General features: G+C 71.1%; 32 protein-coding genes. 17 read left to right on the top strand and 15 right to left on the bottom strand.

Translation table 11 applies throughout. The features are described from left to right. The first annotated feature begins 98 nt into the window (after window positions 1-98). From QSK39_RS04600 to QSK39_RS04585, 4 genes are read left to right on the top strand one after another with little or no spacing between them, the layout of a single operon-like run. Window positions 99-857, top strand: a complete 759-nt coding sequence (locus QSK39_RS04600; RefSeq protein WP_285476406.1) for an SOS response-associated peptidase — start codon at window positions 99-101, stop codon at window positions 855-857. Beyond that, a complete protein-coding gene (locus tag QSK39_RS04595) occupies window positions 854-1,462 on the top strand; it encodes an alpha/beta hydrolase family protein (protein WP_284744387.1) in 609 nt (202 codons plus the stop codon). Before QSK39_RS04600 ends, QSK39_RS04595 begins: the two co-directional genes overlap by 4 nt. Window positions 1,463-1,472: 10 nt before the next feature. Then, entirely contained in the window at window positions 1,473-2,234 is a 762-nt protein-coding gene (locus QSK39_RS04590; protein ID WP_285476405.1) for a phosphotransferase, read from the top strand. Between the two features lie 25 nt (window positions 2,235-2,259). Further along, on the top strand, window positions 2,260-2,748 hold the full coding sequence (locus QSK39_RS04585; protein WP_285476404.1) for a Pycsar system effector family protein: 489 nt from the start codon (window positions 2,260-2,262) through the stop codon (window positions 2,746-2,748). Window positions 2,749-2,756: 8 nt separating this feature from the next. Here QSK39_RS04585 and ybaK read toward each other — a convergent pair whose 3' ends face one another. Further along, a complete protein-coding gene (gene ybaK, locus QSK39_RS04580) occupies window positions 2,757-3,233 on the bottom strand; it encodes a Cys-tRNA(Pro) deacylase (RefSeq protein ID WP_285476403.1) in 477 nt (158 codons plus the stop codon). 193 nt (window positions 3,234-3,426) lie between these two features. On the opposite strand from ybaK, the gene QSK39_RS04575 reads away from it, so the two are divergent. Together QSK39_RS04575 and rsrA are read left to right on the top strand one after the other, a co-directional pair. Beyond that, complete coding sequence (locus QSK39_RS04575; RefSeq protein WP_350310699.1) at window positions 3,427-4,050, top strand: sigma-70 family RNA polymerase sigma factor; 624 nt, start codon at window positions 3,427-3,429, stop codon at window positions 4,048-4,050. Beyond that, window positions 4,047-4,367, top strand: coding sequence for a mycothiol system anti-sigma-R factor (gene rsrA, locus QSK39_RS04570; protein WP_257918242.1), 321 nt, complete (start codon window positions 4,047-4,049; stop codon window positions 4,365-4,367). The genes QSK39_RS04575 and rsrA overlap by 4 nt, the downstream gene beginning before the upstream one ends. Window positions 4,368-4,432: 65 nt before the next feature. Here rsrA and QSK39_RS53245 read toward each other — a convergent pair whose 3' ends face one another. Continuing rightward, a complete protein-coding gene (locus QSK39_RS53245) occupies window positions 4,433-4,507 on the bottom strand; it encodes a 50S ribosomal protein bL37 (protein ID WP_098515123.1) in 75 nt (24 codons plus the stop codon). A 100-nt stretch (window positions 4,508-4,607) separates the two neighbouring features. On the opposite strand from QSK39_RS53245, the gene QSK39_RS04565 reads away from it, so the two are divergent. Together QSK39_RS04565 and QSK39_RS04560 are read left to right on the top strand one after the other, a co-directional pair. Then, entirely contained in the window at window positions 4,608-4,820 is a 213-nt protein-coding gene (locus QSK39_RS04565) for a biotin/lipoyl-binding carrier protein (RefSeq protein WP_285476401.1), read from the top strand. 2 nt (window positions 4,821-4,822) lie between these two features. Continuing rightward, window positions 4,823-6,343 (top strand): sensor histidine kinase, encoded by a 1,521-nt coding sequence (locus QSK39_RS04560; protein WP_284744380.1) that lies wholly within the window; start codon window positions 4,823-4,825, stop codon window positions 6,341-6,343. A gap of 314 nt (window positions 6,344-6,657) precedes the next feature. Here the strand turns inward: QSK39_RS04560 and QSK39_RS04555 are convergent, their stop codons facing one another. Then, window positions 6,658-6,912 (bottom strand): WhiB family transcriptional regulator, encoded by a 255-nt coding sequence (locus QSK39_RS04555; protein ID WP_072481920.1) that lies wholly within the window; start codon window positions 6,910-6,912, stop codon window positions 6,658-6,660. A 274-nt stretch (window positions 6,913-7,186) separates the two neighbouring features. Then, window positions 7,187-8,113: a diacylglycerol/lipid kinase family protein gene (locus QSK39_RS04550; RefSeq protein ID WP_285476400.1), complete on the bottom strand. Its 927-nt coding sequence runs from the start codon at window positions 8,111-8,113 to the stop codon at window positions 7,187-7,189. Between the two features lie 325 nt (window positions 8,114-8,438). Here QSK39_RS04550 and QSK39_RS04545 point away from each other — a divergent pair, with 325 nt between their 5' ends. After that, the gene (locus QSK39_RS04545) at window positions 8,439-8,909 is read left to right on the top strand and encodes a hypothetical protein (RefSeq protein WP_285476399.1); all 471 of its coding nucleotides are present in this window, start codon (window positions 8,439-8,441) and stop codon (window positions 8,907-8,909) included. Here the strand turns inward: QSK39_RS04545 and QSK39_RS04540 are convergent. Both QSK39_RS04540 and QSK39_RS04535 read right to left on the bottom strand, forming a co-directional pair. Next, complete coding sequence (locus QSK39_RS04540) at window positions 8,906-9,388, bottom strand: GNAT family N-acetyltransferase (protein WP_284744376.1); 483 nt, start codon at window positions 9,386-9,388, stop codon at window positions 8,906-8,908. The two genes, QSK39_RS04545 and QSK39_RS04540, sit on opposite strands and share 4 nt — an antisense overlap. 1 nt (window position 9,389) lies before the next feature. After that, window positions 9,390-9,980 (bottom strand): acid phosphatase, encoded by a 591-nt coding sequence (locus QSK39_RS04535; protein WP_285476398.1) that lies wholly within the window; start codon window positions 9,978-9,980, stop codon window positions 9,390-9,392. Between the two features lie 83 nt (window positions 9,981-10,063). Here QSK39_RS04535 and QSK39_RS04530 point away from each other — a divergent pair, with 83 nt between their 5' ends. After that, a complete protein-coding gene (locus tag QSK39_RS04530) occupies window positions 10,064-10,537 on the top strand; it encodes a hotdog fold domain-containing protein (RefSeq protein ID WP_285476397.1) in 474 nt (157 codons plus the stop codon). Here the strand turns inward: QSK39_RS04530 and QSK39_RS04525 are convergent. Continuing rightward, entirely contained in the window at window positions 10,534-11,202 is a 669-nt protein-coding gene (locus QSK39_RS04525; RefSeq protein WP_285476396.1) for a hypothetical protein, read from the bottom strand. The two genes, QSK39_RS04530 and QSK39_RS04525, sit on opposite strands and share 4 nt — an antisense overlap. 137 nt (window positions 11,203-11,339) lie before the next feature. Here QSK39_RS04525 and QSK39_RS04520 point away from each other — a divergent pair, with 137 nt between their 5' ends. Further along, complete coding sequence (locus QSK39_RS04520) at window positions 11,340-12,950, top strand: GMC oxidoreductase (protein WP_285476395.1); 1,611 nt, start codon at window positions 11,340-11,342, stop codon at window positions 12,948-12,950. Here the strand turns inward: QSK39_RS04520 and QSK39_RS04515 are convergent. The 3 genes from QSK39_RS04515 to QSK39_RS04505 all read right to left on the bottom strand — a co-directional run bounded on the left by QSK39_RS04515 (window position 12,940) and on the right by QSK39_RS04505 (window position 14,457). Continuing rightward, on the bottom strand, window positions 12,940-13,374 hold the full coding sequence (locus QSK39_RS04515) for a MarR family winged helix-turn-helix transcriptional regulator (protein ID WP_285476394.1): 435 nt from the start codon (window positions 13,372-13,374) through the stop codon (window positions 12,940-12,942). The two genes, QSK39_RS04520 and QSK39_RS04515, sit on opposite strands and share 11 nt — an antisense overlap. Further along, window positions 13,371-13,784 carry an SRPBCC family protein gene (locus QSK39_RS04510; protein ID WP_285476393.1) on the bottom strand — a complete coding sequence of 138 codons (414 nt, stop codon included), beginning with the start codon at window positions 13,782-13,784 and terminating at the stop codon, window positions 13,371-13,373. The genes QSK39_RS04515 and QSK39_RS04510 overlap by 4 nt, the downstream gene beginning before the upstream one ends. A gap of 67 nt (window positions 13,785-13,851) precedes the next feature. After that, complete coding sequence (locus tag QSK39_RS04505; protein ID WP_285476392.1) at window positions 13,852-14,457, bottom strand: dTDP-4-dehydrorhamnose 3,5-epimerase family protein; 606 nt, start codon at window positions 14,455-14,457, stop codon at window positions 13,852-13,854. 360 nt (window positions 14,458-14,817) lie between these two features. Between QSK39_RS04505 and QSK39_RS04500 the strand changes: the two genes are divergently transcribed. After that, the gene (locus QSK39_RS04500; RefSeq protein WP_285476391.1) at window positions 14,818-15,999 is read left to right on the top strand and encodes an NAD(P)-dependent malic enzyme; all 1,182 of its coding nucleotides are present in this window, start codon (window positions 14,818-14,820) and stop codon (window positions 15,997-15,999) included. A gap of 61 nt (window positions 16,000-16,060) precedes the next feature. Here QSK39_RS04500 and QSK39_RS04495 read toward each other — a convergent pair whose 3' ends face one another. After that, complete coding sequence (locus QSK39_RS04495) at window positions 16,061-17,482, bottom strand: bis-aminopropyl spermidine synthase family protein (RefSeq protein ID WP_285476390.1); 1,422 nt, start codon at window positions 17,480-17,482, stop codon at window positions 16,061-16,063. A gap of 93 nt (window positions 17,483-17,575) precedes the next feature. Here QSK39_RS04495 and QSK39_RS04490 point away from each other — a divergent pair, with 93 nt between their 5' ends. Genes QSK39_RS04490 through QSK39_RS04475 form a run of 4 tightly spaced genes read left to right on the top strand, consistent with a single transcriptional unit; the run spans window position 17,576 to window position 20,914 of the window. Next, window positions 17,576-18,661 carry an ABC transporter ATP-binding protein gene (locus QSK39_RS04490; protein ID WP_285476389.1) on the top strand — a complete coding sequence of 362 codons (1,086 nt, stop codon included), beginning with the start codon at window positions 17,576-17,578 and terminating at the stop codon, window positions 18,659-18,661. Then, window positions 18,658-19,341, top strand: coding sequence for an ABC transporter permease (locus QSK39_RS04485; protein WP_285476388.1), 684 nt, complete (start codon window positions 18,658-18,660; stop codon window positions 19,339-19,341). The genes QSK39_RS04490 and QSK39_RS04485 overlap by 4 nt, the downstream gene beginning before the upstream one ends. Beyond that, entirely contained in the window at window positions 19,338-20,030 is a 693-nt protein-coding gene (locus tag QSK39_RS04480; RefSeq protein WP_285476387.1) for an ABC transporter permease, read from the top strand. The genes QSK39_RS04485 and QSK39_RS04480 overlap by 4 nt, the downstream gene beginning before the upstream one ends. Further along, on the top strand, window positions 20,027-20,914 hold the full coding sequence (locus tag QSK39_RS04475) for an ABC transporter substrate-binding protein (RefSeq protein WP_285476386.1): 888 nt from the start codon (window positions 20,027-20,029) through the stop codon (window positions 20,912-20,914). The genes QSK39_RS04480 and QSK39_RS04475 overlap by 4 nt, the downstream gene beginning before the upstream one ends. Here the strand turns inward: QSK39_RS04475 and QSK39_RS04470 are convergent. After that, window positions 20,904-22,202, bottom strand: a complete 1,299-nt coding sequence (locus QSK39_RS04470) for an erythromycin esterase family protein (RefSeq protein ID WP_285476385.1) — start codon at window positions 22,200-22,202, stop codon at window positions 20,904-20,906. The genes QSK39_RS04475 and QSK39_RS04470 overlap by 11 nt on opposite strands. A gap of 82 nt (window positions 22,203-22,284) precedes the next feature. Beyond that, a complete protein-coding gene (locus QSK39_RS04465) occupies window positions 22,285-22,887 on the bottom strand; it encodes a LysE family translocator (RefSeq protein WP_285476384.1) in 603 nt (200 codons plus the stop codon). 49 nt (window positions 22,888-22,936) lie between these two features. On the opposite strand from QSK39_RS04465, the gene QSK39_RS04460 reads away from it, so the two are divergent. Continuing rightward, complete coding sequence (locus QSK39_RS04460; protein ID WP_285476383.1) at window positions 22,937-23,308, top strand: hypothetical protein; 372 nt, start codon at window positions 22,937-22,939, stop codon at window positions 23,306-23,308. 9 nt (window positions 23,309-23,317) lie between these two features. Here QSK39_RS04460 and QSK39_RS04455 read toward each other — a convergent pair whose 3' ends face one another. Beyond that, window positions 23,318-24,298: an LLM class flavin-dependent oxidoreductase gene (locus QSK39_RS04455; protein ID WP_285476382.1), complete on the bottom strand. Its 981-nt coding sequence runs from the start codon at window positions 24,296-24,298 to the stop codon at window positions 23,318-23,320. A 10-nt stretch (window positions 24,299-24,308) separates the two neighbouring features. Further along, window positions 24,309-24,827, bottom strand: coding sequence for a GNAT family N-acetyltransferase (locus QSK39_RS04450; RefSeq protein WP_285476381.1), 519 nt, complete (start codon window positions 24,825-24,827; stop codon window positions 24,309-24,311). Window positions 24,828-24,857 lie beyond the last annotated feature (30 nt).

Raw genomic sequence — 24,857 nt, 5'->3', positions numbered from 1 at the left:
ACCGGTGCCCACCCGAATGATCCCACGTCGCTCGCCACGGCCCTGGCCTGCGTGTAACGATGGCGTCCCGGCTGTTCCGGTACGCGAGGAGGTTGGTCATGTGCGGCCGCTACGCCGCCACGAAGGACCCGGCGAAGCTGATCGAAGAGTTCGAGGCGATCGACCTCACCGAGGGCCACGCGCGCGCCGACCACAACGTCGCGCCGACGAAGAACGTGGTCACCGTCGTGCAGCGGCACCCGCGTGACGAAGACGGCCAGGTCCTCGAAGACGAGCCCGCCGAGCGTTCGCTGCGGATGATGAAGTGGGGCCTGGTGCCGTTCTGGGCCAAGGACCCGTCGATCGGCTCGCGGATGATCAACACGCGCGCCGAGACGGCCGCGGAGAAGCCCGCCTTCCGCCGCGCGCTGGTGTCGCGCCGCTGCCTGGTGCCGGCCGACGGCTGGTTCGAGTGGCGCCGCACCGGCAAGGAGAAGGAGCCGTTCTACATGACGGAGCCGGACGGCTCCTCGATCGCGTTCGGCGGGATCTGGGAGAGCTGGCACCCGAAGGACGACAAGGACGCGTCGCCGCTGATCACGTTCTCGATCATCACGACCGACGCCGCCGGCCAGCTCACCGACGTCCACCACCGGATGCCGCTGATCGTGCCCAAGTCCCATTGGGACGGCTGGCTCGACCCGGACCGCGAGGACGTCAAGGACCTGCTGGTGCCGACGCCGGACGACATCGTGGCGTCGCTGGAGCTGCGGCCGATCTCGACCCTGGTCAACAACGTCCGCAACAACGGGCCCGAGCTGCTGGAGCGCGTCGAGCCGGCCCAAGAGGGCGCGTTGTTCGACGCGCCGAAGTCATGACCGCGCTCAAGATCGACACCGCGCACGGCCTGGCCCGGGTCTACCTGCACTGCGCCGAAGAGGGCACGGCGGTCCTGATGCTGGGCCACGGCGCGGGCGGCGGCCTGGGCGCCAAGGACCTGGTGGCGGTGACGCGCGCGGCCCAGGCGGCCGGGGTGCACGTGGCGCTGGTGGAGCAGCCGTACAAGGTGGCGGGCCGCCGGGCGCCGGCCCCGGCGAACCAGCTGGACGCGGCGTGGCTGACGATCGCGGACGAGCTGTCGGAGCGCTTCGACGGCCTGCCGTTCGTGTTCGGCGGCCGCTCGTCCGGAGCCCGGGTGGCCTGCCGCACGGCGACGGCCGGGCAGGCGGTGGCGGTGCTGTGCTTGGCGTTCCCGGAGCACCCGCCGGGCCGCCCGGAGAAGACCCGCCAGCCGGAGTTCGACGCGGTCGAGGTCCCGACCCTGGTGATCCAGGGCGAGCGCGACCCGTTCGGGCGGCCGAAGGTGGGCGCGCACCAGGAACTGGTCCTGGTCGACGGCGACCACAACCTGGGCAAGGACCTGGAGACGGTTTCCCGGGCGGCGACGGAGTGGCTGTCGCGGGTGCTGCGCCCGCTGGCCTGAGGCCTCGCTCGTGGCGGAAATCCCCCTCACCGGCGGCAACGTGAGCGCCGGCGTCGTCCGGGTGGGCAACACCGTGCGCCGGCCGGCCGGGCCGTGGACACCGTCGGTGCACGCCCTGCTCGAGCACCTGCGCTCGGTGGGCTTCCGCGGCGCGCCCCGGTCGCTGGGCCTGGACGAGCGCGGCCGCGAGGTGCTCGAGTTCATCCCGGGCGACGTGCCGTGGCCCGACCGGATCGACCTCCTGGAACCGGACGCGGCGGTGGTCGCGGTGGGCCGCCTGGTCCGCGACTTCCACGACGCCGTCGCCGGTTTCGTGCCGCCGCCGGGGGCGTCGTGGCGGGTGCTCATCCCCGCGGACGGAGCCGAGATCATCGCCCACCACGACCTCGCGCCGTGGAACCTCGTGGTGGGTGGCCCCCGCTGGGCGTTCATCGACTGGGACACCGCGGCGCCCGGCACCCGGCTGTGGGACCTCGCCTACACGGCCAACGACTTCGCCCTGCTGACCGGCGGGGTGGCGCAGGCCGCGGCGGCCCGGCGGATGCGCTTGCTCGCCGACGCCTACGACCTGGCCGAGGCCGAACGCCGTGAGCTGGCGAGCCTGCTGGGCCCGCGCGCGCGGGCGATGCACGACTTCCTGGCCGCGCAGGCCGCAGTGGGCGAGGAGCCGTGGACGCACCTTTGGCGCGAAGGCCACGGCACGCACTGGCGGCAGCGGGCCGACTACCTGGAGCAGCACCACGACCTCTGGCTGCGTGCGTTGCTCGCCTGAGCCCGGCCGTCCGTCACTTCCGGACGTGGGCGACGACGAGGTGCACGCCGACCTGTGGCGCACCCTGCAGATCGTGAGCGAGTGGATCCGGACCGCCGACACGAAGGCCGGAGCGACCTTCGCCGTGGGCGGAGCGGTCCTGGCGGTGGCGGCGACCCGGCTGCGCGGATCACCCCCGCCGGACGTGCCGGCGGTGGTGGCGTTGTCGGCCGCGATCACGCTCGCCGCGGCCAGCGTCCTGCTGGCGATCTGGACGGTGGTCCCGAGAGCGCGCCGGCTGGGCACGAAGGCGATCTCGCACTACGGCACGATCGCGGCCTTCGGCTCGGCGGCCGAGTACCGCGCCGCCGCGCTGGCCGTCCTCGGCGAGCCCGATGAGCTGACCGCGAACCTGACCCAGCACATCTGGGTGTTCTCGCGGGCGGCCGAGCGCAAGTATCGCTGCGTGACGTGGGCGATCTGGCTGCTCGCGGGAGCGATGCTGGTCGGCGTCGCCGGGTTGCTGCTGCCTTGAGCCGCAGGTCAGGCGGCGATCGGTGCCACCACCGCGGAGGTCAGCCGGACCAGCTCGCCCGGGGCCACCTCCACCTCCAGCCCCCGACGGCCCGCCGAGCAGAACACCGTCTCGAACCCCGAAGCCGACGCGTCGATCACCACCGGCAGCCGGCTGCGGTGGCCCAGCGGGGAGATCCCGCCCAGCACGTATCCCGTGGCCCGCTGAGCCGCCGCCGGGTCGGCCATCTTGGCCTTCTTCCCGCCCGCCGCGGCCGCCAACGCCTTCAGGTCCAGCTGCCCCGTGACCGGGACGACGCCCACCACGAGGCGGCCGTCCACCTCGGCCACCAGTGTCTTGAACACCCTCGCGCGCTCCAGGCCCAGCGCCTCCACCGCCTCCAGCCCGTACGACTCCGCGCGCGGGTCGTGGTCGTACGCGTGCAGCGTGTGCGGGACTTTCTGCTTCACCAACAACGCCGTCGCCGGGGTGCCCTTGCCAGCCATGGGCCGGAGTCTAGGGAATGCCCGCACCCCCCGATCGGTTGTACGGGACGTGACCACAACCCTCGCCACCACACGCTCTCGCAGCCGCCGCCGCCCTGAGGCACCGGCGCACCGCGGTGTGCCCGGCCCCCGCGTAAACTCGACGTCGCCGTATGCGCGCACGCGCGTCGACGCCGAGCGGGAAGGGAACGGTTTGCCGAGCACGCAGAACTCAGCGCCGGAAGAAGCGACCGAGGCGGAGCGCGCCGAGCGCTTCGAACGGGACGCCATGCCGTTGCTCGACCAGCTGTACTCGGCCGCGATGCGGATGACCCGCAACCCCGCCGACGCCGAGGACCTGGTCCAGGAGACCTACCTGAAGGCGTACGCCGCCTTCGCGTCGTTCAAGGCCGGGACGAACCTGAAGGCCTGGATGTATCGCATCCTGACCAACACCTACATCAACGGCTACCGCAAGCGGCAGCGGCAGCCGGTGCAGCAGCCCACCGAGGAGATCACCGACTGGCAGATCGCCAAGGCGGAGAGCCACACCTCCAGCGGGCTGCGTTCGGCCGAGGTCGAGGCGATGGACAACCTGCCCGACACCGACGTCAAGGCCGCCCTGCAGAAGCTGCCCGAGGAGTTCCGGCTGGCCGTCTACCTGGCCGACGTCGAGGGCTTCGCGTACAAGGAGATCGCCGAGATCATGGACACGCCCATCGGCACCGTGATGTCCCGCCTGCACCGTGGCCGCGCCCAGCTGCGCGACCTGCTCGCCGATGTCGCCCGCGAGCGCGGCTTCGTCCGGGGCGCCAAGGAAGAGGTGGCGGGGCGATGAACGACATGTGCGAGGGCGCGTCCGACAAGGTCCGCTGCGAAGAGGCGCTCGCCGACATCTACCTGCTCCTCGACCGCGAGTGCAGCCCCGAGCGGGACGCCGCGTTGCGCGCCCACATCGACGACTGCCCGCCGTGCCTCGAGGAGTACGGCATCGACGAGCACATCAAGCAGCTGCTGGCCCGCAAGTGCGGCGGTGACCACGCCCCGGCCGAGCTGAAGAGCCGGCTGCGCGCGTCGATCCGCCAGACCGTCGCCACCCGCGGCGGCGTCACCGTGGAACGCACCGAGATCACCCTCGAGCAGCGTTCCGAATAGCGCCCGAGCACGACGAAGGCCCCCACACCGCGGTGTGAGGGCCTTCGTCATGCCGACGCCGGGAATCAGGCGTTGGGCTTCTTGCCGTGGTTCGCGCCGTTCTTCTTCCGGTCGCGACGCTTGCGGGCGCGCTTCGACATGTTCACTCCTCGTCGTCAAAGCTGGTCAACCTCTCAAGTGTGTCATGACGTCCCGTTCTGGTTGGATGGGGTCGTCGGGCGAGCGCCGAGGAGGGTGTCGATGGCCGAGATCAGGGCCGAAATGGTCGGCACCGTGCTGCAGGTCGTCGCGGAGCCGGGCACCGCGGTGAACGCCGGCGACACCGTCCTGATCCTGGAGTCGATGAAGATGGAGCTGCCCGCCGTGAGCGCGAAGGCCGGCACGCTGACCAGCCTCGCCGTGGCGAAGGGCGACCGCGTCCAGCAGGGTGACGTCCTCGGGACGGTCGAGTAACCGTGTCCACCCTCGCCGAACTGCTCGCCGACAACACCGGCCTCCCCGGGGAGGCCGCGGACCACCTGCAGACCGTCGTCGCGGAGTGGCAGCTGCTGGCCGACCTGTCCTTCGCCGACTTCTTGCTCTGGGTCCCGGTGACCGAAGACCTGCAGCCGGACGGCGGCGACTTCGTCTGCGTCGCGCACGCGCGGCCGACGACGGCGCCCACCGCGCACCCCGAGGACGTCGTCGGCACGCGGTTCACCGTGGAGGAGCACCCGCAGCTGGCGAAGGCCATGCGCGAGGCGCGGATCTGCCGCGAGGAGGACCCGCACTGGTATCGCGACCTGCCGATGCGGCGCGAAGCGATCCCGGTGCGGTTCCACGACGACGTCGTCGCCGTGATGAGCCGCGAGACGAACCTGGCCGCCCCGCGCGTCCCTTCGCCGCTGGAAATCGCGTACCTGGGCAGCGCCGGCGACCTGTGCCAGATGATCGTCGACGGCACGTTCCCGCCGAGCGGCACCAACGCCACCGACACGCACACGTCGCCGCGGGTGGGGGACGGGCTGATCCGGCTCGATTCGAGCGGCACGGTCGTGTTCGCCAGCCCGAACGGCCTGTCCGCCTACCACCGGATGGGGCACGAGTCCGACCTGGTCGGCACGCGCCTGGCGCCGCTGACGCGCTCGCTGATCCGCGACCCGTTCGACGCGACCGAGGTGTCGCACCGGATCATCGAGGCCCTCGACGGGAAGCCGTCGAGCCGCACCGAGGCCGATTCGCGGCGCGGCGCGGTGGTGCTGTTCCGCGCGCTGCCGCTGCGCCCGGCCGGGCAGGCGGCGGGCGCGCTGGTGCTGGTCCGCGACGTCACCGAGGTCAAGCGCCGCGACCGCGCGCTGCTCTCGAAGGACGCGACGATCCGCGAGATCCACCACCGGGTGAAGAACAACCTGCAGACGGTGGCGGCGCTGCTGCGCCTGCAGTCCCGCCGGACGTCGTCGGAGGAGGCGCGGCTCGCGCTCGCGGAGTCGGTGCGCCGGGTGACGTCGATCGCCCTGGTGCACGAGGCGCTGTCCATCTCGGTGGACGAGCGCGTCGACCTCGACAAGCTGCTCGACAACGTGCTGCCGATGGTCGGTGAGGTCGCCACGGCGGAGTCGCAGGTCGGGCTGAAGCGGAAGGGCTCGTTCGGGGTGGTGGTCGCGGAGATCGCGACGCCGCTGGTGATGGTGCTGGCCGAGCTGGTGCAGAACGCCATCGAGCACGCCTTCCCGGCGGGCCGGTCGGGCAAGGTCGAGCTGATCGTCGAGCGCTCGGCCCGCTGGCTGGACGTCGTCATCCGCGACAACGGGCGCGGGCTGCCGGCGGGGTTCTCGCTGGAGCGTTCGGACGGCCTGGGGCTGCAGATCGTCCGGACGCTGGTCGAGTCCGAGCTGCGGGGCTCGCTGTCGCTGCGGAAGGTGCACGCCGAGACGTCGTCCACCCGGGTGACGGGAACCGAGGCGGCGCTGCGCATCCCTCTTTCGAGGCGCTTGTAGACCGTCGCGTTTGGACTTGATCACCGCCGGGCATACCCGTTCCGGTGGACGTGATCGGGTGCGGATCGCGGCGGGGAACCGGAACACGGTGAAGGCCCGGCACGTGGTGCTCGTGTGCCGGGCCGTTCAACGTGTGCGGGAGGACTTGAAGTCCTGGTGAGGTTTCAGCGCACCCGTCGCCGGGTGGTTTCGCCTCGGTTGTTAAGCTTGAACCGGGTAGGTATCACCCCAGAAGGTCTGGGCACAACTGTGCCAGCCCGGGTGAATTACCTGTTTGGTTCGGGTGTAGCTTGATGCCGTGTAGCTGAAGAAAGTCAGGCGTTGGTACGCGTGCCGATGTGCGTACGGCGGCGCTTGAGCGCGCGTCGCTCGTCCTCGCTCATGCCGCCCCACACGCCGGCATCCTGTCCGCTGGCCAGAGCCCAGGCCAAGCAGTCGGAAGCGACGGTGCAGCGGTGGCACACGGCCTTCGCCTGAGCTACCTGCGACAGAGCAGGACCGCTGGTTCCCACCGGGAAGAACAGCTCGGGGTCCTCGTCTCGGCAGGCCGCGTCGTGGCGCCAGTCCATGTTCGTGAGCTCCTTCATATGGCGCGGGAGGGCCGCGCCACAGTCGTCAATGGCGGTCGTCTTCTTGGGTGCTTGTGAATGCTTTCACGAAGCACTGCTTTCGACAAGGGTTTCTTGAAGATCGGTGAGTCAGGTCACCCGGCCGAGCGACCCCTCTGACCTGCGGTTTCTCTCCGAAACAGCCGCCCGAAGGGAAGGCTGATGCGCTGAGCGGAGCTTCTGCGTCGACGAACGGCAGCTTGCACTTTGCCGCAGGCGATCAGCGGTCACGTCGTCACACGATTACGCTGAGTGCATTCGGGACGCTGAAGAATTCCACCCGGGTCCGCTGGCCGACGAGGTCGCCGTCCACCTGGAAGTTTACCGGTTCAGCTGCGTCGATGCGGATCATCGGCACGTCGTCGTGACGCACGAGACGTTTTCCTTTTTGGTTGCTCTTCGTAGCCAAAGCACGGCGTACATGCTTGAACACCGTGGGCAACCCCAGACCGTTCAGCGCGAACAGACCCAATCCCGTCTCGAACGAGCAACCCGGGTTGAGGTGGACCGGACGCTCGCCCAGGTAGCTCCACGGATCGGTGTTCGACACGAAAGCGGTCAGCGCTTCGGTGGGTTCCTCACCCGGGACGCGGATGGTCAGGGCCGGCCGGCCCAGCGGCGGCCGGAAGTAGGAGCGGACGGCGGCCCTCATGTAGAGGCCCGCGGTCGTCTGCTTGCCGCGGCGCTTGGCGACCCGGCCGACGACGTCGGCGTCCCAGCCGAGCCCGGAGTTGAAGGTGAACCAGTGCCCGTCGGCCAGGCCGAGCCCGACCCGGCGCGAGCGGTCGTTCTCCAGCGCGTTGAGCAGCTGGTGGGTGGCCTCGACGGGATCCGCGGAGATGCCGAGGGCGCGCGCGAACACGTTGGCCGAGCCGCCGGGCACGACGCCCAGGGCGGGCACCCGCCCGATCTGGGTCGGGTCGCCGTCCGAATCGGCCAGCAGGCCGTTGACGACCTCGTTGACCGTGCCGTCGCCGCCGTGCGCCACGACCAGGTCGATCCCGTCCCGCGCGGCCGAGCGCGCGACGGCCATGGCGTGCCCGCGGTAGTCGGTTTCGACCACGTCGAGCTTGACCTGGCTGGCGAGCGCGTGCGCCAGGACGTCCCGGCCACCGGCGGTGGTCGAGGTGGCCTGGGGGTTCACGACGAGGATTGCGCGCACTACCGCAGGGTAGGTGACGCCCACCGCGCCGAGAACCTCTCGACGGCGCAAGGTGACCGGAAGCACCGGCCGCCGCACCGCTCCGAACCGCACCTGTGACCCTGTGCCGGGCGGCCCTCCTTCGTGTGACGAGTGTCCGCTCGTCGTGACAAGTGCACCCGGGCCGACCGCCCGCTCATCGACGACACCTGAATTCTCAGCGCCCGGGCGGTCCCGCGAAAACGGCCGACCGGGTGGCATACGATCGAATCAGCTCACGCACGGTGACCCGCCCTGGTCGAGTCCACTGTGCTCCCGCAAAGCAAGTCCTCCGGAAGGCCCCGCAGTGAAGCTCTCGCCCGCTCCCCGTGAGGTCCGGCTGGCCGGCGTGGTCACCGCGGTGCCGTCGCTCGCCCTGCTGGTGTTCGGGGTGGTCGTGCTGGTGAACGGCCTGGGTTCGCCCGCGCAGCCGGGCAACAACATCTACGTCGAGGCCGGCACGTTCATCGTGGTGGCACTGGCGTTCCTGGCCGCGTCGGCCGGGCTCGTCGCCGGCCAGACGTGGGCGCGCTCGCCCGGCGTGGTGATCGCGCTGATCGTGGTCGGCCTCGGCTGGTACCTGCTCGGCCCGTCCGGCGAGCCGGTGTGGGGCGTGCCGATCGCGCTGTTCGGCATCGCGGCGCTGGTCCTGCTGTTCCGGCGGCCGTCGCGGGCCTGGGCGTTGGGCCTGCGCGAAGGCGAGACGGAGACGGAAGCCGCCGAGCGAGGCGGCCTGGCCGGCCGCCGCGCCGAGCGCGAAGGCCACGACGAGGACTAGGCCTGGGCGGCCAGGGCCTGCAGCGGTTCGTCGGTGAGGCGGTTGACCGTCCACTCGTCCATCGGGACCGCGCCGAGGGCCTTGTAGAACTCCGTCGCCGGGTTCCAGTCCAGGACCGACCACTCGAGCCGGCCGTAGCCGTTCGCGACGCACTCCGCCGCCAGGGCCGCCAGCAGGGCCTTGCCCAGGCCCGAGCCGCGGTGGGCGGGCAGGACGAACAGGTCCTCCAGGTAGATCCCGTGCACGCCGCGCCACGTCGAGAAGTTCAGGAACCAGACCGCGAAGCCGACGACCTCGCCGTCCACTTCGGCCACGTGCCCGAACAGCTTGGGCGCCTCGCCGAACAGCGCCTCGCGCAGCTGCGGCACCGTCAGGTGGCACTCGTCGGGTGCGCGTTCGTACTCGGCCAGGTCGTAGGCGAGCCGGACGGCGGCCTCGACGTCGTCGGGCCGGATCCGGCGGATGCGGTCGTCGGGCACGTCAGTCCTCCAGGGCGGGCGGCAGGTTGAGGTGTTCGATCTGGGGTTCGCCGCGCTCGTCGCCGAGCACCGCGATGCCGGCCGCGTCCAGTCCGAAGTGGACGCCGGACGTCGCGGGCAGGCCGAGCCAGCGGGCCACCAGCACGCGGCTGAAGTGCCCGTGCCCGACCAGGATCACGTCGCCGGCCTCGATGTCGCCGCGGGCGCGCGCCAGCACGCGGTCCGCGCGATCCGACACCTCCGAAGCGCTTTCCCCGCCGGGGATCGGGTGGGTCCAGACGGTCCAGCCCGGCACGGTCTCGCGGATCTCCGGCGTGGTGATGCCTTCGTACTCGCCGTAGTCCCACTCGGAGAGGTCCTCGGTGACCTCGTCGACGCGCAGCCCGGCGAGCGCGGCGGTCCGCAGCGCGCGGGCGCGCGGGCTCGACAGCACGAGCGACGGCCCGCCGACCAGGCTTCGGAGCGTGCCGCCGGCGGCCAGCGCCTGGCCTTCCCCGGCCGGCGTCAGCGGGATGTCGGTGCGGCCGGTGTGCCGTCCGTTCACCGACCATTCGGTCTGGCCGTGCCGGAGGAGGAAGAGACGGTTCGCCACACGGGCGAATATATCCGGCGGTTTGCGCGGCGGCCGGGCGTCTGGTTGGCTACTGAGCAGTAGCTTAGCTCGAGGAGATCTCCATGCCCGACACGTCGACGTTCGCGCTGTGGCACAAGCTGGCCGCGAAGCCGGGCGGGAAACAGCTGTTCAGCGCGGCGATGTGCCTGCGCGTGCCCTACTTCCGCACGGTGCTGCCGTCGGTGCGCGAGCTGCGCCCCGGCCACTGCGAGGTCACCGCGCCGAAGTGGTGGGGTGTCCACAACCACATCCACACGTTCCACGCGATCGCCGCCTGCAACCTCGCCGAGATCGCGATGGGCATGCTCGCGGAAGCGACGGTCCCCGCGACGCACCGGTGGCTGCCGAAGGGCATGAACATCCAATACGTCGCGAAGGCCGAGACGGGCCTGCGTGCGGTCGCGTCGCTGCCCGCGCTGCCGGAGTTCGGCGACGAGGGGTTCGAGCTCGAGGTCCCGGTGACCATTTCGGACACGAGTGCCCAGCCGGTGGTCACCGGGACGATCACGATCTGGGTGACGCCGAAGAAGCGTTAGAGCGGCTTGTACTGCACGTAGGACGCTTGGTGGAACGCGTTCTCGCCGGACGGTGACGGCAGGCCCAGCCGCTGGTCGACGAGCTTGCCGAGGACGCCGCAGCCGGTGGTCGCGGGCAGGGCGAGGTCCGGGTCGACGGTGCCGGAGAACGCCGTCCGCGGGTTCTCCGAGATGATCCGCGGCGGCACGGCCGGGTCGTCGTGCACCACCGTGTGCAGCGGCATGGCTGCCGTGCCGATACTGCAGTCCTTGCGCAGCAACGGGTGTCGCACCACGGCGTAGACGTCGAGCTCACCGCGGCGCCGGTCGTCGCTGTGGAAGTCGGAGTAGCCGCCGTAGCGCAGCTGAAGCGTCGCGCCGGCCAGGCCGGGGATCCGGGCGGGTGCGTGCCGGAGGGCGCCGAACACCTGGGCGTACTGGCCGTTCACCCGGCCTTCGCTGAAGGTCAATCGCATTTCGCCGAGCGGGATCTCCTGGTCCCCGATCGTCAGTTTTCCTTGCGAGACAAAGGCTTCGCAACGCCACGTGCCCGGGTCGGCGTTCGCGGGCGGTGCCGGGCAGTCCGTGAAGTCGAACGTCGGCAGCTCTTCGGCGGACGCCGATCCGGGCAGGACCCCCAGTGCGGCGACGGCGACCGCGGCCGCCCCCAGTGCGAGAAGTTTCATGGCGGTGAGCCTGCTCGTCCCGCGCGGCCCGGACATCCGGGATCGCCCCCAGGGGAAGACCGGAAATTTCCCTCGACTGGGTGAAACACGTTCTGATTAGTTAACGCTGTTTACTGAATTGGGGCATGCTCGGGACCATGTCTGCCTTCTCCCGCCGCCGGTTCCTCGGTCTCGCCGCCCTGAACTCCGCCGCCGCCCTCGGGCTGACCACGGTCTCGACGCGGCGCGCGGCGGCGTCACCGCTCCCGGAGTACTCGCCGGCGGTGGTCATCGGCACCGGCTACGGCGCCGCCGTCACGGCGTTGCGGCTCGGTGAGGCCGGGATCCCGACGCTGATGCTCGAGATGGGCAAGCTGTGGACCGAGCCCGGCGCGGACGGTCAGGTCTTCTGCTCGATGCTCAAGCCCGACGAGCGCGCGATGTGGTTCAAGGACCGCACCGAGGCGCCGCTCGCGTCGTTCCTCTGGCTCGACCTGGTCAACCGCGACATCGGGCGGTACGCCGGCGTGCTCGACCGGGTGAGCTTCGGCGACATGGCGGTGTACCTCGGCCGCGGCGTCGGCGGCGGTTCCCTGGTCAACGGCGCGATGGCGGTGACGCCGGAGCGGTCGTACTTCGAGGAGATCCTGCCGCGGGTCGACGCCGGCGAGATGTACGGCAAGTACTTCCCGCGGGCGAACGCGGCTCTCGGGGTCGACGTCGTCGACCCCGGCTGGTTCGAGACGTGCCGCTCGTACCAGTACGCCCGCGTGTCCCGGAAGGCCGCGCGCAAGGCCGGGTTCGGCACGGTGTTCGTCCCCAGCGTGTACGACCTCGACTACCTGCGGCGCGAGGAAGCGGGTGAGGTCCCGCGCTCGGCGGACGCGTCGGAGGTCATCTACGGCAACAACCACGGGAAGCGCTCGCTCGACAAGTCCTACCTGGCCGCCGCGCTCGGCACCGGCCACGTGACCATCGAGACGCTGCGCGAGGTCCGCGAGATCCTCCGGCAGCCCGACGGGACGTACACGCTGGCGGTCCGCGAGATCGACGAGCACGGCACCGTCCTGGGCACCCGGCAGGTGAGCACGCAGTACCTGTTCCTCGGGGCGGGCAGCCTCGGCTCGACCGAGCTGCTGGTGCGCGCCCGCGACACCGGCCGGCTGCCCGAACTGAACGAGGCGGTCGGACAGGGCTGGGGCACCAACGGCAACGTCATGTGCGGGCGCGCCAACCACGTCTGGGACACCACCGGCAGCCTGCAGTCCGGCATGCCCGCGCTCGGCATCGACAACCGGGCCGACCCGGTGCACCCCGCGTTCGCCGAGATCGCGCCGGTGCCCGCCGGCCTCGAAACGTGGGTCAGCCTCTACCTGGCGATCACGAAGAACCCCGAACGCGGGCACTTCACCTACGACGCGGCGAGCGATTCGGCGAAGCTGCACTGGACGGCGTCGCAGGGGCAGCCGTCGATCGACGCCGCGAAGGCGCTGTTCGACAAGATCAACCGGGCGAACAAGACCATCTACCGCTACGACCTGTTCGGCGACACGCGCACGTTCGAGAACCGCTTCACCTACCACCCGCTGGGCGGGCTGGTGCTCGGCGAAGCGACCGACGACCACGGCCGCGTGAAGGGCTACCGGAACCTGTACGTCACCGACGGCTCGCTCATCCCGGGCAGCACCGGCGTCAACCCGTTCGTGACGATCACGGCGCTGGCCGAGCGCAACATCGAGCGCGTCCTCGCCGAAGACCTCAAGGGCTGAGCTTCGCCAGCGAGTCGACGAAACCGTCGTCGGCGGCTTCGAAGAACGACGCGTCGGCGGCTTCGACGTCCTTCAGGGCCTTTGCGACCAGGTCCAGGCCGGCCTGGGTGACTTCCAGGCGCTTCGCGCGGGCGTCGGCCGGGTCGTCGGCGCGGGCGAGCAGACCGCGTTCGGCGAGCTTGCGGACGACCTGGCTGGTCATCATCGTGTCCGTGCCGGCCCGCTCGGCCAGCTGCCGCTGGGTCGGTGGCTCGCCCGAGCGGGTGAGCCACCACGTGGTTGTCAGCAGCACGAACTGGACGTGCGTGAGGTCGTGCGGGGCCAGCGCGGCCCGCATCGCCCGCTGCCAGGCCAGCGTCACGCGCCACAGCAGGAAGCCGGGGCTGCGTTCGGGGCCGGGCAGGCGGGACTCCGGGGCGGTCATACCCGGCAGGATGCCTCAGCGAGCCGCGCCAAAGCTTGCATGGCGTCGGGAGTGTCCGACGTGACCTGCTCGCCGAAGCCTTCGGGCCCGTCGATGGTGACGCGGTAGGTGATGCGCGTGCCGCCTTCGACGTCGGTCAGGACGTGCTCGAACCGCAGGTGGGCGTCCGGCAGCCGGGTCTCGTCGGTGAAGCTCCGGCCTTCGGTGACCTCGGTCAGGGTGAACGGGATCGGCGGCATCCCGTCCATCGTCATGGTTCCGCTGGTGCCGACGGCGAAGGGGCCGTCGACGACCACCGAGCGGACGCCCGCGTCCCACTCGGGCCAGCGGCCGGTGTCGGCCCAGAGCGGCCAGATCGCGGCGGCGGGAGCGGTGGAGGTCTCGCTGTGCTCGTACTCGTAAAGTGTCATGTGGGCAGACTATATGCGCGCTTACTAAATGTGCAAGAGGTCGCGGGGACCCCGGTGGAACCGGTGCTCAGTGCGCCGAGCGCAGCTTGTCGTAGTAGGCGACGCAGTCCTGGTAGGACGGCAGCAGCCCCTGCTCCTGGGCCTCGGCCAGGGTGGGGGCGTCGCGGTCCTTCGCCGACAGGATCGGCTCGATGTCCGCGGGCCAGGGCAGGCCCAGCGCCGGGTCGAGCGGGGTGATGCCGTGCTCGCCCGTCGGGTTGTACGGCTCGGAGCACAGGTAGGCCATCACCGTGTCGTCCTCGAGCGCGATGAAGCCGTGCCCGAGGCCCTCGGCGAGGTAGGCGGCGTTGAACCGGTCCGCGTCGAGCCGGACGGCGTCCCAGGTGCCGAAGCTCGGCGAACCGACGCGGATGTCCACGACGACGTCGAGCAGCGAGCCGCGGGCGCAGTAGATGTACTTCGCCTGCCCGGGAGGGGTGTCGGCGAAGTGGATGCCGCGGATCGCGCCGCGCCGGGACACGCTGTGGTTGGCCTGGGCGAGCCGCAGGGGGTGCCCGACCGCTTCGCGCAGGGCCTCCTCCTGGAAGGGGGCGACGAACAGGCCCCGCTCGTCGGGGAACGCCCGGGGGGAGAACTCGAAGGCGTCCGGGACGCTCAGCCGGCGGAATTCCATGGCGTCACCATATCGGGCGGTTAAAAAACCGAACGGACGTCTTGGCAATTGCCGGGAATAGGGGTCCGGTGTGACGTCAGCCGCACCGAGGGGTCCCCTCCCGGACAAGACCTGTCACAATGACTGGACCGCCGCGTCCGCGGCCATCGCCAGACCCACGGCACCGATGGCCGACGTGACGCCTCGCCGACAGGCCGGCGCTACCGCGCTGGGCTGCCGTGCCGGGATCCCCCACGGAATCCCCCTGCAGACCCGTGGTCCCAGCTCGCATGCCCAGGAGAAATTCCAGTGACCCAAGTCCGATCCGCGAGTTCCGTCATTCCCACTGGGGGAATGACGGAAACGACGACAGGAATCCCCATGAGCGACCCCACCGGCGCACCGGCGCCGGTCACCGACGAAGAGATCTTCACCGGGCACGAGGGCGGCAAGCTCTCGGTGGCGGCCACCCGCCCGATTTCCAGCCCGCGTGACCTTTCGATCGCGTACACCCCGGGTGTGGCGAAGGTGAGCCGCGCGATCGCCGAGGACGCGGCCAAGGCCAAGCGGTACACGTGGGCGGACCGGCTCGTCGTCGTGGTGAGCGACGGGACGGCGGTGCTGGGCCTCGGCGACATCGGCGCGAGCGCGTCGCTGCCGGTCATGGAGGGCAAGTCGGTCCTGTTCAAGACCTTCGGCGGGCTCGACTCGATCCCGCTGGTGCTCGACACCACCGACGTCGACGAGATCGTCGAGACGCTGGTGCGGCTGCGCCCGTCCTTCGGCGCGGTCAACCTGGAGGACATCTCCGCGCCGCGGTGCTTCGAGCTGGAGGACAAGCTCAAGCAGGCGCTGGACTGCCCGGTCATGCACGACGACCAGCACGGCACGGCGATCGTCACGCTGGCCGCCCTGCGCGGCGCCAACCTGGTCCTCGACCGGGCGATCGCCGACCAGCGCGTGGTCGTCTCCGGCGCCGGCGCGGCGGGCGTCGCGTGCGCGCGGATCCTGCAGGAGGCCGGCATCGGCGACGTCACCGTCCTCGACTCGCGCGGCATCATCCACACCGGCCGCGACGGCCTGAACCCGATCAAGGCGCGCCTGGCTTCGGAGACGAACAAGGCGGGCTTGCAGGGCGGGCTGGCGGAGGCGCTCGAAGGCGCGGACGTGTTCCTGGGCCTGTCCGGTGCGACGATCGACGAGACGCTGCTCGGCCGGATGGCGGGCGGCGGCATCGTGTTCGCACTGTCCAACCCGGACCCGGAGGTGCACCCGGAGGTGGCGGCGCGCTACGCGTCGATCGTGGCCACCGGGCGCAGCGACTTCCCGAACCAGATCAACAACGTGCTAGCGTTCCCGGGCGTCTTCCGCGGTGCCCTGGACTCGGGTGCGCGGGCGATCACGGAGAACATGAAGCTGGCGGCCGCCGAGGCGATCGTGTCGGTGGCGATGGACGACCTGGGCCCGGACCGCATCGTCCCGAGCCCGCTCGACCCCCGCGTCGCTCCCGAGGTCGCGGCCGCGGTGGCGAAGGCCGCGGAAGCGGACGGCGTCACGGCCTGACGTAGTTCATGAGGGGCACCTTCACGGCTCCGAAAGCCGTGAAGGTGCCCCTCATGGCGTTTCAGCGGCCCAGCAGCTCGGGGAGGCGGTGCCTCGGGACGTCGACCAGGCGCAGGTCCACCAGGTCCTCGGGGACGTCCAGGGAGACGTTCGCCAGGCGGGCGTGGGCACGGGTCAGCACCTCGTCCTGGCCCGCCACCGCGTCCGCGACGACGACCGCGTGCCGGTTGTCCGGCGTGCTGCGCAGGTACCGCAGGGTGTACTTCCCCCGGACCAGCTCCGCCAGCGACGTCTGGGACCGCTCGTCCGCCAGGTCCGGGTGCGCGTTCGGCAGCAGCAGCGCCAGCCGGCGGGCGTTCGTGCCCAGCAGCGTGCGCAGCAGCCACGGCCCCGGGTCCGCTGTGAGGTCCATCGCGACGGCGTCGCCCTCGGGCCCCGAAATCGACCAGTCCACCGGCCGCGTCTCCGGCGAAAGCCCGCCCGCGACGGCGATCTCCTTCAGCTTCTCCAGCAGCGCCGGCTTCGTCCCGGCCGCCTCCACCGACTGCGGCCCATGGGTGTAGATCGCGGACTTCCCCTTGCCGCCACGCATCTTCTTGGCCTTCGCCGTCGGCTGGCAGACATACAGGTCCGCCGCGCTGCCGATCGCCTGCGCCCCGAAGTAGCGGTTGAAATCCGGCAGGATCGCCTCGAACGTCAGCCCGAGCGTGGCCAGCGACCGCTGCACCTGCGCGCCCAGCGCCGGGTGCCGCGGGCTGTAGCCGTACGCGAACAGCAGCCGGCCTTCGGACGGCTCCCGCAGCGCCTGCACCCCGCGCGTCGCGAACAGGCCCATGCCCTCGGGCGTGTACGGCGGATCGCTGAACACCAGGTCGAAGGCGCCGCCGAAAGCCGGCGGCAGGCCGACGCGCAGGTCCGCGTGGGCGGTGGCGATCTCGCGCCCGCCGCGGTCGTCCAGGTAGGCCAGCACGCGCTCGTCGAGGTCGACGACCGTCAGCGACGCCGCCGGGCAGACCGCGTGCACCGCCAGCGACGTCAGGTCGTGGTCGCCGAGGAACAGCAGGTTCGCCGACGCCAGGTCGTACCGCGCGTCCAGCCACAGCGCGCGGCGCAGCACCGTCTCCGGCGTGGCCTGCACGTGGTCGAGCGCGGCCAGCGGCGGCGGCACCTCCGCGACCCACTCGGCGACCTTCGGCAGCAGCTCGTGCGTCGCGACGGCTTCGTCGAGCGGGTCGGCGTAGCGCGGCGCGCTGTACTGCAGGTACGACGCCGCGACGCCGGGGGAGAGCCGCAGCCGGTCGCCGCTGAGGTCGAGGTCGTCGCCCAAGGCGGTGAGGACGTCTTCGACACTGCGCCGTGGCGCCGCGCTCAGCCGCACCAGCTCGCCGAGGTCGTGGTCACCGGTCCGCAGCAGGTCGATGACGCGGTACAGCGGGCGGACGCCGACGCCGTGCTTGGCGAGGACGTCGTCGAGAGCGTTCACGGCCTCAGAGCGTAGTCACCACCTGCCGGAACGCCGTGCCAACCGTCGCCAACTCGGCTACGGTCGAACGGACCTGACATGGGGAGTGGGCAAGTGACGATCGAATTCCGCGACGTGACCAAGCAGTATCCCGATGGGACGGTCGCCGTCGACAAGCTGAACCTGACGGTCGAGGACGGCACGATCACCGTGTTCGTCGGCCCGTCCGGCTGCGGCAAGACGACGTCGCTGCGGATGATCAACCGGATGGTCGAGCCCACCGGCGGCCAGGTGCTGCTGGACGGCAAGGACGTCGCCGAGGGCGACCCGGCGCTGCTGCGCCGCGGCATCGGCTACGTCATCCAGCACGCCGGTCTCTTTCCACATAGGACGGTGCTGGACAACATCGCCACCGTGCCCCTGCTGTCGGGCTGGGACAAGGCGAAGGCGCGCAAGCGGGCCGCCGAACTGCTCGAGACCATCGGCCTGCCGGTCGAGCTCGGCAAGCGGTACCCGGCCCAGCTCTCGGGTGGCCAGCAGCAGCGCGTCGGCGTCGCCCGCGCGCTCGCCGCGGACTCGCCGGTGCTGCTGATGGACGAGCCGTTCTCCGCGGTCGACCCGATCGTGCGCGAGGACCTGCAGAACGAGCTGCTGCGGCTGCAGTCGCAGCTGGGCAAGACGATCGTGTTCGTCACCCACGACATCGACGAGGCCGTCCGGCTCGGTGACAAGGTCGCGGTGATGCGCGTCGGCGGCAAGCTCGCCCAGTACGGCACGCCCTCCGACGTGCTGCGCCACCCGGTGGACGACTTCGTCGCGTCGTTCGTCGGCCGGGACCGCGGCTACCGCGGCCTGTCCTTCCTCTCCGCCGAGGGCGTCGAGGTGAAGGAGATCGAGCTGGTGGAGATCGGCTCGGCGGTGGCCGCGAGCGACGGCTGGCGGCTGGGTGTCAACGCCGACAAGCAACCCCGCGGCTGGCTGCGGCCGGACTCCACAGTGGACGGCGCACTGTCCGAAGACGACCTCGTCGCCGGCGGTTCGCTGTGGATCCACGGGACGCCGATCCGCGGGGCGCTCGACGCCGCGCTGTCCTCGCCGGCCAGCCTCGGCGTGGTCGTCGACGAAGACCACCGCGTGCTCGGCGGCGTCGTCGCGAGACAGGTCCTGGAAGTGATCGAGGCGACGCCCCAGGCGTCATGAGCTTCTTCGACGAGCTCGGGCAGTACCTGAGCAGCGGGAACACCCGCGCCGAGGTGCTCGGTGACCTGGGTGACCACGTCTACCTGGCGCTGCTCCCGCTGGTACTGGGCATCGTCCTGGCGATCGCGGCCGGCTGGCTCGGCCACCGCTGGCGGCCCGCCCGGCAGGTGCTGATGGTGCTGGCCAACCTGCTCTACACGATCCCGTCGCTGGCGCTGTTCGTCGTCATCCCCGGCCTGATCGGGTCGAAGATCCTGGACAGCATCAACGTCGTCGTCGCGCTGACGATCTACACCACGGCCCTGCTGGTGCGCCCGGTGCTCGACGCGCTGGACGCCGTGGCGCCGTCGGTGATCGCCGCGGCCACCGCCGTCGGGTACAAGCCGGTGCGCAGGTTCTTCGCCGTCGAACTGCCGCTGTCGGTCCCGGTCCTCGCGGCCGGGGTGCGGGTGGCGTCGGTCAGCAACATCAGCCTGGTCAGCGTCGGCGCGCTGATCGGCACCGGCGGCCTCGGAGTGCTGTTCACCGACGGCTTCCAGCGCGAGTACTTCTCGCCGATCGTCGTCGGCATCGTGCTGACGCTGCTGCTCGCGCTGGTCGTCGACCTGGTCCTGGTGCTCCTGCGGAACCTGCTGACGCCGTGGGAACGGGCCGGGAGCACGGGGGTGGCCGTCGCATGATCACCGACCTCGTCCACTGGTTCGGCGACCCGGCGCACTGGTCGGGCCCGGACGGCATCCCGCAGCGGTTGCTGGAGCACCTCGGCTACACCGCCTTGTCGCTGGTGATCGCGTTGGTCATCGCCGTCCCGCTGGGACTGTTCGTCGGCCACACCGGACGCGGCGGCGTCGCTTTGGTGAGTGCCGGCAACGCGATCCGCGCCCTGCCGACGCTGGGGCTCGTGACGTTCCTGTTCCTGCTCTTCACCGAAAGCGTCACCTCGACGATCATCGGCCTGGTCGTGCTGGCCGTGCCGCCGATCCTGGCCGGCACGTACGCCGGGCTGCAGGCGACCGACCACGGCGTGGTCGACGCCGCCGAGGGTGTCGGGATGACCGGCTGGCAGCGGCTCTGGAAGGTCGAGGTGCCGATCTCGCTGCCGCTCGTGCTGGGCGGCATCCGCAACGCCGTGCTCCAGCTCGTGGCGACCGCCGCGGTGGCCGCGTACGTCGGACTCGGTGGCCTGGGCCGGTTCCTGCTCGACGGACTGGCCATTTTGGACTATTCCGAGGTGATCGCGGGCGCGTTGCTCACGACGTTGCTGGCGATCGTGCTCGACCTCCTGTTCGCGTTGCTGAACCGCGCTTTGGTGCCCAAGGGCGTCCGGCTGGCGACGGCGGCGGCGACCGGTAAGAAGGTGGCGGCATGAAGCGGCTCGGTCTTTTGGCGGCCGCCTTGGTCTTGGTGGCCGGCTGCGGCAACCCGCTGGCGGGTGGGGGCGAGGGTGGTTCGAACGGCGACATCATCATCGGCGCGTCCGACGTCGGGGAAAGCCTTTTGCTGGCCCAGATCTACGCCGGTGCGCTGAAGAACGCGGGCGCGACGAACGTGACCGTGCGGCCGCCGGTCGGCAGCCGCGAGGTCGTCGTCAAGGCGCTGCAGGACAAGTCGCTGTCGGTGGTGCCGGACTACAGCGGGAACCTGTTGCGGTACTTCGACAAGGAGACGTCCGCGACGACGTCCCAGGACGTCTACGCGCAGCTTCGCCAGAAGGTCCCCGCGGGTTTCGAAGTCCTGGACCAGGCGCCGGCCGAGGACAAGGACTTGCTCGTGGTCGGGGCGCAGCTGGCTTCGTCGGGCATCAAGACGTTCTCGGACCTGGGGAAACGCTGCGGCGAGCTGGTGTTCGGCGGGCCGGGCCAGTGGAGCAGCCGCTGGAAGGACCAGATCAAGAAGCTCTACGGCTGCGAGTTCAAGGAGATCCGCACGACCGACACGGGCGGCCCGGTGACGGTGGCGGCGCTGAAGTCGGGTGACGTCCAGGTGGCGGACCTGTTCAGCACGTCGTCGACGATCCAGGCGAACGGGTTCGTGCCGCTGGTGGACGACAAGAACATGTTCCCGGCGCAGAACATCGTGCCCCTGGTCGCGAAGGGAACGCTGTCGGAGCAGGAAGCCGCGGCGCTGAACCGCGTCTCGGCGGCGTTGACGACCGAGCAGCTGACGCGGTTGAACGTCGAGTTCACCGAGGAGAAGCGCAACCCCCTCGACATCGCCGAAGACTTCCTGGCCCGCAACAACCTCAAGACTTAGCCAGCGCCGCCTCGTGCACGTCGTGGAGGTGGACGAGCAGGTCGTAGGACCGCGCGAGCGCGATGTCCGCCGGGTCGACGGGGAACGCCGTCCCGATGTCGTAGGTCGGGCGGGCGACGTCCAGCCACGTACGCGCCGGGGCCGGGGCGGTCCGCATGTCGAGGTAGTAGTCCCGGTAGCGGACCTGGTCGAGGGTGTGCTCGTTCGACCCGGGGGCGGCGGCGCCGACCGTGAACTTCCGCCAGGTACCGGCTTCGTCCTGCGACAGGAACGAACCGCGGTCGAAGGTGAAGCCCGTGGCGACGTAGTTCGCGCCGAGGGTGTCGCGCAGGAACGAGCCCTGCGTCTTGGGGTACCGCCCGGGATCGCCGGAGACGTAGCCGACGTGGCCGTTGTGGGCCGACAGCAGGATCTTGGCGCCGGTGTGGCGTTGCCACCAGACGACGTTCTGCGCCATGACCTCGTCGCGGAAGCGCTGGGAGTTCGCCACCGAGGCCGGGTCGGCGAGGTCGATCGTGAGGAACTTCGTGGTCTGGGCGATGGACCGGGCGTCCTGCGCCACCCAGTCGTCACCGAGGCTTTGCACCAGCTCGAGAGCCTCCTGGGCCCGGGCCGCGAGCCGCTGCCGCTCCGCGAGCGGCTTGGCGAGGTACGCGTAGACGTCGTCGATCGGGCGCAGGCCGGTGTAGAGCTCGTTCAGCCGGGCCAGCGACTCGGGGTGGGTCCGCTGGACGTAGCCGGTCACCCGGCCGAAGAACTCGTCGTCCACGGTCGGGGCGCTGAGGTCGTCGCCGACGAAGTGGACGGTGCGGCCGGGGTGGTGGCGGTTGTAGTCGCGCATCCACTCGATGAGGTGGACGAACTCCTCGCGGTCCCACGGCGAGCCGGCGAGGGCGGCCTTGGCGACCGTGCGCGCGTCCCCGGTGCCGGTCTGGAGGAACTCGTCGATCTCGAGTCCCGCGGACCAGCTCATTTCGAGGGCGAAGGTGGTGAAACCCTTCTGCTCGACGAGGTAGCGGAAGAGCCGCTCCTTCATGGCGAAGAACTCGTGGGAGCCGTGGGTCGCTTCGCCGAGGCCGGTCACCTGGGCGTCGCCGATCATCGCGCCCAGGGCCCGCAGGTCACCGGTGTCCCGGCCGGGTTCGGTGGTGCGCAGGGGATGCGCCGCCTGCGTCAGGGCGCGCACGGGGTCGGGCTGGGCCGCTTCGGCGGACGCGGGGGCGAAGAGCGTTCCGGTCGCGATCGCCGCGACGGCGAGGACGGCCGTGGTTTTCCGGTTCCTGGTCATGGAAGGGATCCTGGCCGGGACGCGGGCACGCCACCCTGGGGCCGGCCGCCGGCTTCGGGGTAGCGCAGGCGCTACCCCTCGGTCAGTCGAGGGCCAGCTTCACGCCGAGGCCGATGAAGATGCCGCCGGTGGCGACCTCGATCCGGCGCTGGTTCCTCTTCCGGCGCACCCACCCGCCGACGCGGCCGGCGAGCACGCCGACGGCGCCGTCGACGAGGAACTCGAACACGATCATGATCGCGCCGAGGACGGCGAACTGCAGGGCCACGTGCCCTCGTGCCGGGTCGATGAACTGCGGCAGGAACGCGATGGTGAAGGTGACCATCTTCGGGTTGAGCAGGTTGGTCAGCAGCCCGCTCAGGTAGGCGCGGTCGGTTTTGCGTTCGACGAGCGGCTTGCGGTTCCGGATGGCCTGGACGCCGAGGTACACGAGGTAGGCGGCACCGGCGATCTTGACGACCGTGAAGGCGACGGGAACGGCGGCGAAGAGAGCGGCGAGCCCGGCCGCGGCAACGGCGACGTGGATGGCTTCGCTGGTGGCGACCCCGGCGGTGGCGAGCAGCCCCGCTTTCGGCCCGCCGCGCATGCCGCAGCCGAGGATGAAGAGCATGTCCGGGCCCGGGGTGACCATCGCGACGACGGTGGTGAGGACGAAGGCCAGGAGGAGGTGCGGATCGACCGGCATGGCCCGATCCTGACACGGTGACGGCGGGGCGCGAACTCCTTTTCGGTGAGTGCGGGAGTCAGCCGCGCAGGGCTGCTGCGACTCGGCCCGCGTCCTCGATGCCTCGTTCCGGCGGTTCCTCCGGGAGCGGCAGCAGTACTACCGACCCGCTCCCGGCATCGTGGAGCGAGCGCACCGCGGCTACGCACTGGTCGAGGTCCCCGCACACGGCCAGCCGCGAACTCCTTTTCGGTGGCTGCCGGTGTCAGCCGCGCAGGGCTGCTGCGACTCGGCCCGCGTCCTCGATGCCGCGCTCAGGCGGTTCCTCCGGCAGCGGCAGCAGCACTACCGACCCGCTCCCGGCCTCGTGCAGCGAGCGCACTGCGGCTACGCACTGGTCGAGGTCCCCGCACACGGCCAGCCGCGAACTTCTTTTCGGTGAGTGCCGGTGTCAGCCGCGCAGGGCTGCTGCGACTCGGCCCGCGTCCTCGATGCCGCGCTCAGGCGGTTCCTCCGGGAGCGGCAGCAGCACTACCGAGCCGCTCCCGGCCTCGTGCAGCGAGCGCACCGCGGCTACGCACTGGTCGAGCTCCCCGCACACCGCCAGCCGCGAGATCCACTCCGGCCGCAGCCCGGCCGCCAGTTCGTCCACAGTGGATGCCGAGTCGACCAGCTCCAGCAGCTCCGAAGCGAACGGCAGACCCTCGACCTGCACGCGCGCGCCCGGCGTCAACGACTCCGCCACCGTCAACCGAGCCCGCGAAGCGTCGCCCAACGCCAGCCAGTTGTACGTCACCACCGCGTGGTGGTCAGGCGCGCCCTCCGCGGACCGCCCGGCGGCGATCCCGGACAGGGCCGTCCGCACGAACTCCGGCGGGGACGGCTCCGCCAGGATCGTCCCGTCCGCGGAGGAACCCGCCACCGCCAGCGACTTCGGGCGGCGGACCCCGGCCAGGACCGGCGGCACCTCGGCCGGCGGGAACACCAGCTCCACCTCGTCCAGGGCGACGTGCCGTCCGGAGACCGACACCCGGTCGCCCGCCAGCAGCCGGCGGACCGCCACCAGCGTCTCCTCCAAAGCCGCCAGCGGCGAAGCCGGATACGCGCCGATCTGGCGCATCCACGACGCCACCCCGTGCCCCAGCCCGCCGATCAGCCGGCCCGGGTGCAGCTCCGCCAGAGCGGCCAGCTCCATCGCCGCGATCGCCGGGTTGCGGGCCACCGCCGGCAGGACCCCGATGCCCACCTTGATCGTCGACGTCACCGCCAGCGCCGTCGCCACCGTCGCGATCCCCGCCGCCCAGAAGCAGTCTTCGACCAGCCAGACCTCGTCGAGACCCGCGGCCTCCGCCTGGCGGGCCAGCTCGACCAGCTTGGCCGGCGGCTGCTCGCGGTTGATCCGGACGCCGACGGACGAACTCGGTGCGTACATGCGAAGCTCCTCAGATCCGGGAGAACGCCGGCGCGTACTCGAACGCGCCCGCCTGCGTGGGTTTGTAGCCGGTGAGCGTGCGGGCCTGGAAGTGCTTGCCCCAGGCCGGATCCGGCGCCGTGATCGAGAGCGTAGACGCCGTGACGAAGCCGAACCGCCCGTAGTACGCCGGGCTGCCGAGCAGGACGACCACGCCGTACCCGAGCGCGTCCGCCGCGCCGAGCACCGCGTGCACCAGCGCCGATCCGACGCCGTCGGCCTGGTGCCCGGGCAGCACGCCGAGCGGCCCCAGCCCGACGGCCGACGTCGTGTCCTCGCCGACGCGGGCCCGGCTGCAGCACACGTGCCCGGCGAGCTCGCCGTCGCGCACGGCCACCAGCGACAGCGCGTCGAGCAGGTCGCCGTCCGCGCGCAGCTCGTCCACCAGCGGAGCCTCGACCGGGGTGACGCCGGGTTCGCGCCGGAACGCCTCGCTGTGGATCGCGTACACGGTGGTCCGGTCGGCGGGCGTCTCGCGGCGGATCAGCATGGCCGCCACCTTGCCGCGAACCGGCCGCGG

Source organism: Amycolatopsis sp. NBRC 101858, assembly GCF_030269325.1.
GTDB classification, from domain to species: domain Bacteria; phylum Actinomycetota; class Actinomycetes; order Mycobacteriales; family Pseudonocardiaceae; genus Amycolatopsis; species Amycolatopsis ponsaeliensis.
The sequence above is the reverse complement of the archived record's forward strand: the minus strand, read 5'-3'. Positions and strand labels throughout refer to the sequence as shown.

Excerpts from the sequence above, each read along its gene's own strand:
- QSK39_RS04565 (WP_285476401.1), top strand. The coding sequence starts at position 4,608 with ATGGCCGAGATCAGGGCCGAAATGGTCGGCACCGTGCTGCAGGTCGTC.
- QSK39_RS04595 (WP_284744387.1), top strand. The coding sequence starts at position 854 with ATGACCGCGCTCAAGATCGACACCGCGCACGGCCTGGCCCGGGTCTAC.
- QSK39_RS04450 (WP_285476381.1), bottom strand. The coding sequence starts at position 24,827 with ATGCTGATCCGCCGCGAGACGCCCGCCGACCGGACCACCGTGTACGCG.
- QSK39_RS04515 (WP_285476394.1), bottom strand. The coding sequence starts at position 13,374 with ATGACCGCCCCGGAGTCCCGCCTGCCCGGCCCCGAACGCAGCCCCGGC.
- QSK39_RS04475 (WP_285476386.1), top strand. The coding sequence starts at position 20,027 with ATGAAGCGGCTCGGTCTTTTGGCGGCCGCCTTGGTCTTGGTGGCCGGC.
- rsrA (WP_257918242.1), top strand. The coding sequence starts at position 4,047 with ATGAACGACATGTGCGAGGGCGCGTCCGACAAGGTCCGCTGCGAAGAG.
- QSK39_RS04600 (WP_285476406.1), top strand. The coding sequence starts at position 99 with ATGTGCGGCCGCTACGCCGCCACGAAGGACCCGGCGAAGCTGATCGAA.
- QSK39_RS04530 (WP_285476397.1), top strand. The coding sequence starts at position 10,064 with ATGCCCGACACGTCGACGTTCGCGCTGTGGCACAAGCTGGCCGCGAAG.
- QSK39_RS04525 (WP_285476396.1), bottom strand. The coding sequence starts at position 11,202 with ATGAAACTTCTCGCACTGGGGGCGGCCGCGGTCGCCGTCGCCGCACTG.
- QSK39_RS04500 (WP_285476391.1), top strand. The coding sequence starts at position 14,818 with ATGAGCGACCCCACCGGCGCACCGGCGCCGGTCACCGACGAAGAGATC.
- QSK39_RS04485 (WP_285476388.1), top strand. The coding sequence starts at position 18,658 with ATGAGCTTCTTCGACGAGCTCGGGCAGTACCTGAGCAGCGGGAACACC.
- QSK39_RS04555 (WP_072481920.1), bottom strand. The coding sequence starts at position 6,912 with ATGGACTGGCGCCACGACGCGGCCTGCCGAGACGAGGACCCCGAGCTG.
- ybaK (WP_285476403.1), bottom strand. The coding sequence starts at position 3,233 with ATGGCTGGCAAGGGCACCCCGGCGACGGCGTTGTTGGTGAAGCAGAAA.
- QSK39_RS04455 (WP_285476382.1), bottom strand. The coding sequence starts at position 24,298 with ATGTACGCACCGAGTTCGTCCGTCGGCGTCCGGATCAACCGCGAGCAG.
- QSK39_RS04465 (WP_285476384.1), bottom strand. The coding sequence starts at position 22,887 with ATGCCGGTCGATCCGCACCTCCTCCTGGCCTTCGTCCTCACCACCGTC.
- QSK39_RS04520 (WP_285476395.1), top strand. The coding sequence starts at position 11,340 with ATGTCTGCCTTCTCCCGCCGCCGGTTCCTCGGTCTCGCCGCCCTGAAC.
- QSK39_RS04510 (WP_285476393.1), bottom strand. The coding sequence starts at position 13,784 with ATGACACTTTACGAGTACGAGCACAGCGAGACCTCCACCGCTCCCGCC.
- QSK39_RS04480 (WP_285476387.1), top strand. The coding sequence starts at position 19,338 with ATGATCACCGACCTCGTCCACTGGTTCGGCGACCCGGCGCACTGGTCG.
- QSK39_RS04470 (WP_285476385.1), bottom strand. The coding sequence starts at position 22,202 with ATGACCAGGAACCGGAAAACCACGGCCGTCCTCGCCGTCGCGGCGATC.
- QSK39_RS04505 (WP_285476392.1), bottom strand. The coding sequence starts at position 14,457 with ATGGAATTCCGCCGGCTGAGCGTCCCGGACGCCTTCGAGTTCTCCCCC.